The 249-nt window shown below is 40.2% G+C and carries 1 protein-coding gene; it reads right to left on the reverse strand.

Going from position 1 to position 249, the window contains the following annotated elements; genetic code table 11:
* Window positions 1-249 (reverse strand): aminotransferase class V-fold PLP-dependent enzyme (locus V6255_RS18135; protein ID WP_341629392.1); only part of this gene is annotated, 249 nt, incomplete at both ends.

Below are 249 nucleotides of genomic sequence, written 5' to 3' on the forward strand. Positions count from 1 at the left end.
CCACGTTCGTGCCCGCCACCGTGCATTTGAGCTTCTAAACGAAGACTAGGCTTACGACTAACATATAATGCGACGATACCTTTAGGACCATAAATTTTATGAGCAGAGAAAGAGATTAAATCTAGTTTCATTTTTTGCACATCAATCTCAATTTTGCCTGCACTTTGCGCTGCATCAACATGTAAGATTGTTTTATTTGCTCGACATAACTCGCCGTAAGCAGCAATATCTTGGATAACACCAATTTCG

This window comes from Psychromonas arctica (assembly GCF_038155225.1).
Lineage (GTDB): Bacteria > Pseudomonadota > Gammaproteobacteria > Enterobacterales > Psychromonadaceae > Psychromonas > Psychromonas arctica_B.